The 6462-nt window shown below is 41.9% G+C and carries 5 protein-coding genes; 4 read left to right on the top strand and 1 reads right to left on the bottom strand.

Annotated elements, in window-relative coordinates:
- From QUB80_RS32995 to QUB80_RS32985, 3 genes are all read left to right on the top strand, one after another.
- A partial coding sequence (locus tag QUB80_RS32995) for a hypothetical protein (RefSeq protein ID WP_289793682.1) occupies window positions 1-207 on the top strand: 207 nt, incomplete at its 5' end.
- Window positions 208-573: 366 nt separating this feature from the next.
- Entirely contained in the window at window positions 574-1449 is an 876-nt protein-coding gene (locus QUB80_RS32990; RefSeq protein WP_289793681.1) for an SDR family oxidoreductase, read from the top strand.
- Window positions 1450-1559: 110 nt separating this feature from the next.
- Window positions 1560-3056 carry a beta-barrel domain-containing protein gene (locus tag QUB80_RS32985; protein ID WP_289793680.1) on the top strand — a complete coding sequence of 499 codons (1497 nt, stop codon included), beginning with the start codon at window positions 1560-1562 and terminating at the stop codon, window positions 3054-3056.
- A 98-nt stretch (window positions 3057-3154) separates the two neighbouring features.
- Here QUB80_RS32985 and QUB80_RS32980 read toward each other — a convergent pair whose 3' ends face one another.
- The gene (locus tag QUB80_RS32980) at window positions 3155-5020 is read right to left on the bottom strand and encodes a S8 family serine peptidase (protein WP_289793679.1); all 1866 of its coding nucleotides are present in this window, start codon (window positions 5018-5020) and stop codon (window positions 3155-3157) included.
- 600 nt (window positions 5021-5620) lie between these two features.
- On the opposite strand from QUB80_RS32980, the gene QUB80_RS32975 reads away from it, so the two are divergent.
- Window positions 5621-6415: a TIGR00297 family protein gene (locus QUB80_RS32975; RefSeq protein WP_289793678.1), complete on the top strand. Its 795-nt coding sequence runs from the start codon at window positions 5621-5623 to the stop codon at window positions 6413-6415.
- Window positions 6416-6462: the final 47 nt, after the last annotated feature.

The raw sequence follows: 6462 nt of genomic DNA, 5'->3' as shown, positions 1-6462 counted from the left end.
ATACCATTTCACTTTTTGAGTGATTCATATTCAACCCCTCCCAACCTCCCCTTACTAAGGGGAGGTGCCGTAGGCGGTGGGGTACATCCATATCAGCCTTTTCGTGAAATAGTATCACTTTCGATAGAAGAGCAAGCTTGTTTGATTTCTCCTGTGATGAAGCGACGAGTTGTAGCGATCATGAGGGAAGGCGATCGCCAAGCATAATCACTTTTGGTTACAGCGAACCTATCAAAGCTTAGTAATTTTGTAGCAAGTAGCTATCGCCTGGGATGTAGGAGCATTTATAAAGTAATTATTAAATTAGTAGAGTGTGTTAACGCACAAAACAAAAGATAGTGCGTGGCGACTTTTTATTGTTTGTTTACTTGCAGTCTCGCCAAGAGCGCTGCCATACACCTGGGGACTGGTGACTAGGGACTAGTAAGAGGATGGGGAAGAGGAAAATTGGAAGGGGAAAGCTCGTGACTCACGTTCTCTCTCCTTGTCTCCTTGTCACCCCTGCCCCGTGTCTTCTTGTTCCTAATCCCCAATCCCAAGTATCCAATACCCAATCCAAAATCCAAAATTGTTATGTTTCTAGTCACAGGAGCAACGGGAGGAATCGGTCGTCGCGTCGTGCGACTGCTACGGGAACGAGCAATGCCAGTACGGGCATTTGTGCGCCTGACTTCACGCTATGGAGAATTAGAACACCGGGGCGCTGACATCTTTATTGGTGACTTACAACAGGAAAATGATATTCACAAAGCTTGTCAAAATGTCCAGTATGTGATCAGCACTCATGGTTCCGATGGGAATCCGCTAGCTTTAGACTATCGTGCCAATATAGAACTGATTGATCAAGCAAAAGCTAATGGAGTACAGCACTTTGTTTTTATTTCTGTATTGGGAGCCGATAGAGGATATGAAGATGCTCCAGTATTTAAGGCAAAAAGAGCTGTAGAAAGATATTTGGAAAGTAGTGGCTTAAACTACACTATTTTACGTCCAGCTGGACTAGCATCAAATTTGCTGCCTTTAGCAGAAAGATTTCGGGAAACAGGAGTATATTTACTCATTGGAGATCCCAAAAACCGGACTTCAATTGTGAGTACAGATGATTTGGCAAAGATGGTAGTTGATTCTGTAACGATTCCAGCCGCTCGTAATCAGATTTTACCCGTCGGAGGCCCGGAGGTTTTATCACGAGAGGATATTCCCCGAATTTTAGGTCGGATCTTTAACAAAGAGCCAGTCATAATTAATCCACCAATGTTTGTCATTGATGGGTTACGTAATGTCTTAGGTTTTATGAATCCGCAAGCTCAAAAAAACTTGGGAACTTTTCGCACATTGCTGGCAAATGAATTTTTCTGTACAAAAGAAGAAATTGCCAATTTAGAGGCAATTTTTGATTTGAAGTTGGAGCCTTTGGAAAACTTCTTGCGACGTTATTTGGCGGTTTAAATAGGGACTGGGGACTAGGGATTAGGGATTAGGAAGAAAGAACTCTTAATACCCAATACCCGATCACCAGTACCCAGTCCCCAGTACCTAGTCTCTAATCTAAAATTCTTATGAGATATTCCCTTGCTGCGAACCCGGCACAAGCACGTCAAACTAAACAGCGATTTGCTAAACCAGACGAACAACTATCTTATGAATTGGGCAAGGCGGTACAAGAGTTACCGCCACTTTATACAAGATTTTTAGCAGGAACAATAAGTGTAATCGTATTTGGAGCAATTGGCTGGGCGCATTTCTCTCAAATAGATGAAGTAGCAAGAGCATCAGGAGACTTAATTGCTTCTACCCAAGTTCGACCAGTAACATCTTTAGGGAACGGTTCAATTGTCACGGTAAAAGTAAAAGAAGGCGATCGCGTCAATAAAGGTCAAATTTTGATTGAACGCGATCCAGATTTACAGGAAGCTGATGTAGCACGCTTGGCAAAATCTACCAATTTGATTCAACAAGACTTGCGCCGTTTGGATGCAGAACGTACAGGAGTTACGAATACTGGTACGCAACTGCAAGATGAACTTCTGACATCACGTTTGCAAGACTACAAAGCACGTCAAACAGCAGCAGAAGCAGAAGCAAATCGTCAAGCCGCACTAATCGAGCAGGCAAAAGTGCGCTTAACCCGTTTGCAAGATAACCTAGTCAATGCCAGAACTAGTGTCGCTAATGCCAAAACTAACCTCGCTAACGCTCGCAAAATCCAAGAAAAAGTAGTTAACAACCTAGCGATCGCCCAACAAAGAGAACAAAGCCTTCGTACTCTTACAGGTTCTGGTGCCGTACCGCGATTAGATTATCTGGAGGCGCAAGATAGACTCAACCGTGCAAATGCCGAAATCACCAGAGCAAACGATGAAGTCACTAACGCCCAAAATAAACTTACAGAAGCCCAAGATAAAGTTACATCCCTAGCAAAAGATATTGATGCCCAAAAGCAAGAAATTCTGCAAGCACAAGCAGCATATCAAGCAGCTCGCACTCAGGCACAGCGTTTAGCATCAGAACGTCAAAGCGAAATTTTAACCCAAATTAATAAGCGTAAAGAAGAACTAACCAACGTTCAAGGGCAGTTAGAACAGGCACAAAAGCAACGCCAAAAGGAGACTATTGAAGCTCCCGTATCTGGAACAATTTACGGAATCAAAGCCACAAAAGGCCCTGTACAAGCAGGTGAAGAATTGCTGTCTATTCTACCAGATGGGGAAGAACTACTCCTGGAAGTCAAAGTCCTCAACCGTGACATTGGCTTTATTCGTGAGGGAATGAAGGCAAAAGTCAAAATGGCGACTTTTCCTTTTCAGGAATTTGGCACAGTCGATGGCGAAGTAGTACAAGTTAGCCCAAATGCCATTGTAGATAAGGAATTGGGCTTAGTTTTTCCCACCAGAATTAAACTGAACAAACATTCGATGATGGTGCGGGGTAAAGAAGTAGCATTTACTCCAGGTATGGCTGCGAGTGGCGAAATAGTCACTCGCCAAAAGTCAGTTTTAACTTTTATCTTAGAGCCGGTGACTCGCAGGTTTAGCGAAGCATTTTCGGTGAGGTAGATAGAATTTTTGTATTTAAGGTATTTAACCTGCCTCCGTAGACTTTGTTTGTGTAGCCTCAGACTAGAAGTCTGAGGGAATAAATTCAACTTATTCGCCTATACTGCTTCTAGTAGTGCTTTGCGTTTCCCTACTATATTTTCTACCTCATCCCCATTGGTACTAATGTTACTGCTACTTGCCACACTGGTTTTGTAATCGTTCCAGAATTCTAACCATGTGGGTGAATTCAAAAACATTCCATCGTGATTTCCATTGGTAGAACTGGTGCTTGTTTGAGAAGCGATCGCACCCGCATCACCACTTGTTGTATTGCCGTGTCTCCAAGTTGTAGTATTGTTGCTGCTAAAGCTACTGACGTTGAAGTTAGAAATAGCAGTAGTCAGGCTGTTGTTGTGGCTGAAACTAGTAATGTTATTTTCACCACTCAAAGCGGTAGTTTGCGTACTATTCCCTGACGTTTCTGCAAGAATTTGGCGTACTTGGGCATCAGTCAAATTGCGGTTAGCACTGAGCATTAAAGCAACTACACCCGCAACATGAGGCGCAGCCATTGATGTACCACTGTAAGATGCATAGCGATCGCCTGGCAGTGTAGAGTAAACTTTAACTCCAGGAGCTGTGACATAAGCCAAGGGATTTTGCCCAGCTCGATTGGAGAAATCAGCCATATTTTTATTCTTATCAACTGCTCCAACAGCAAGCCCCCAGTTGTCTGCATAACGAGCGGGATATCCTGGTACTGACTTACCATCATTGCCTGCTGCCATAACTACAATTACGTTTTTACTGCTGGCATATTCAATCGCTTTCTGCAAAGTGCCGTTGGGATATTCTCCACCAAGACTTAAATTAATTACATTAGCACCATTATTTACAGCATAGTAGATACCATCAGCGATAGAACTATAATAGCCAGAGCCGTCATCATTTAAAACTTTGACTGGCATAATCTTGGCACCGTGGGCAACACCAGTCACACCGACACCATTATTTTCCCCTGCAATTGTACCGGAGACATGAGTGCCATGACCATTTCCATCTAGAGTATTGTTGTTGTTACCGTAAAAGTTCCAACCGTAGACATCATCTATAAAACCATTACCATCATCATCCTTGCCATTACCAGGAATTTCTTTGCTATTTGTCCAGATATTGTTCTTCAAGTCTGCATGGTTGTAGTCTACTCCAGTATCTAAAACAGCAACGACGACGCCTTGCCCGGTGTATCCGTTTGCCCAAGCTTCAGGTGCTTTGACTAGATCCGCTCCCCAATCATTGCCACCACGGTTAGGAACATCGGCAAAGGTATTTTGCCCAGCAGCCCTAGCTACTGCTGCTGCTGCATTCACCAAACCATAACCAGAAGTAGGATTGTAGCCCTGAGTTTGTTTATTTTTAGCAGTGATGGTAATTTCACGTGCAGCAATGTTGTTGCTGTTATTGATTTCTAAAATATTATCTAGAGCATCGGCTCTGTAGACTAGATAATAGGTTCCAGGCGCAGTATTTTCATCTAAAGTGACATTGTAAGACTGAGAAGTCGCACTCCCAGCTTCAAGCCCACCTATCCAGTTCCAACCAAGAAGATTGTCGTCTGAACTAAGAGTTTTATCTTTAGAAAGATAACAATCAGTGTAGTTAAACCCAGCACTGCTCTTACCTTTATTTTTTACCTGATATGTTAGTTGGATCGTGCTACCAGCAACTGCAACATTAGGAGCTGAAGCATTTTGGATGACTAAATCTGCTTTCGCCGCAGATGAGCTAGCTTTTTTTGATTTACGATTTTTACGCCCCTGTATATTAACCTCTTGTTCTAGAGCATTTTCAGGTAGTTTAAAGCTACTATGGCTATTGATGCGAAAAAGGTCATCATCTTTAGCATTCAACTTATTTACAGAAGAGGTGGAAGCGATATTTAGCCCTTTAGTATCAAACAAATCATTTCGATGATTATTCATGGGCATAAGTATGTTCTCGTCGAATATTTTTTGACAGCATGAACTGTTAAAACATTAGCTCCGGAAATGTTTTTAGCAATTGATGATTCCCCTTGGTAAATAATTAATCCATATTTAGATTAAAAAATGCTAAGTTATTTACAAATACTTTTATTAACTATGCTTTTTCAAGGTTTATAAATATAAACCAGATAATTGTATATAGCTTGACTGAGAGCTTGTAACCTTCTCAATAAGCATAAGGTGGAGAGAAGTCTGTAGGCGCGGAGCGACTTCCCGTAAGGGTGCGGAGGTTTCCTCCGCTCGCGAAGCATCCCGGAGAGAACTTCAGAACTTCGGAGCACTGTTCACAACGTAAGAATAATAGTTTGAGGAAAGTTAAGCAGTACCCACCCTACAAAAATTGTTAAGACAAATTTTGTATATAAATTTAATTTTGAACACAAAATTAGCAATTGTGTAAGGTAAGCACATTTAAGCTGTTTTTCAAACCCTGAGTTTGACGTTATTTACACTAACTGCCTTAAGAGTTGTTGAGAATGGTACAAGATATAAATTATGCTGTTGATATTCTGGCAAAATTCTCTGGAATAAATGCAGATGCTTTCTTTAACTAATCCTCTTAGTCCCTGGTTTGTAGGGGTAGCATTGAATAGCATTTTGTTGGTTGTTGCCTGGATTGCCCCTAAAAAGCTACTCACTCCAGCCGGATTATTTCATGCTTGGTTATTGGGCGTACTCATTTGGGGAACATTGGGTTGGCAAGGATATGTAGTTGTGATGTTTTATTTCCTTGTTGGTTCTTTGATCACACGTGTAGGCATGGCGCAAAAGGAAGCTGAAGGTATAGCTGAAAAGCGTTCTGGAGCAAGAGGCCCAGAAAATGTCTGGGGTTCTGCATTGATTGGGACACTGTGTGCTTTGGGAGTAGGGATGATAGACTTAGGAGTTATTCCGATGTCCTTGTCCCCAGTCCCCAATCCCCAGTCCCTACTACTGTTGGGCTATGTGGCAAGTTTTAGTACCAAGCTATCTGATACCTGTGCCAGTGAAATCGGGAAAGCTTATGGTAGAAGAACTTTTCTAATTACCAACTTACAGCCAGTGCCACGGGGAACAGAAGGAGCAGTAAGCTTGGAAGGAACCTTCGCAGGCGTGATCGCATCGGTTGCGATCGCTTTTGTTGGTTGGGCAGTTGGTTTAATTGAAATATTAGGTGTAATTTGGTGTGTATTGGCGGCGTTTATTGCTACTAATTTAGAAAGTGTAATTGGGGCTACATTGCAATCAAAATATACCTGGCTAACTAACGAATTAGTGAATATTTTAAATACATTGATTGGTGCAATCGTAGCAATTTTCTTTGCCTGGATATGGGTAATTGCGATCGCCTAATTATCTCTTAATACTAAGTAGGTATTTTTACTAATTTAATTATGCAA

The sequence above is a fragment of the Chlorogloeopsis sp. ULAP01 genome, assembly GCF_030381805.1.
In the GTDB taxonomy this organism is placed as follows: Bacteria; Cyanobacteriota; Cyanobacteriia; order Cyanobacteriales; family Nostocaceae; genus Chlorogloeopsis.
Note: the sequence above shows the minus strand (reverse complement) of the source record. Positions and strands in the feature narration are given on the sequence as shown.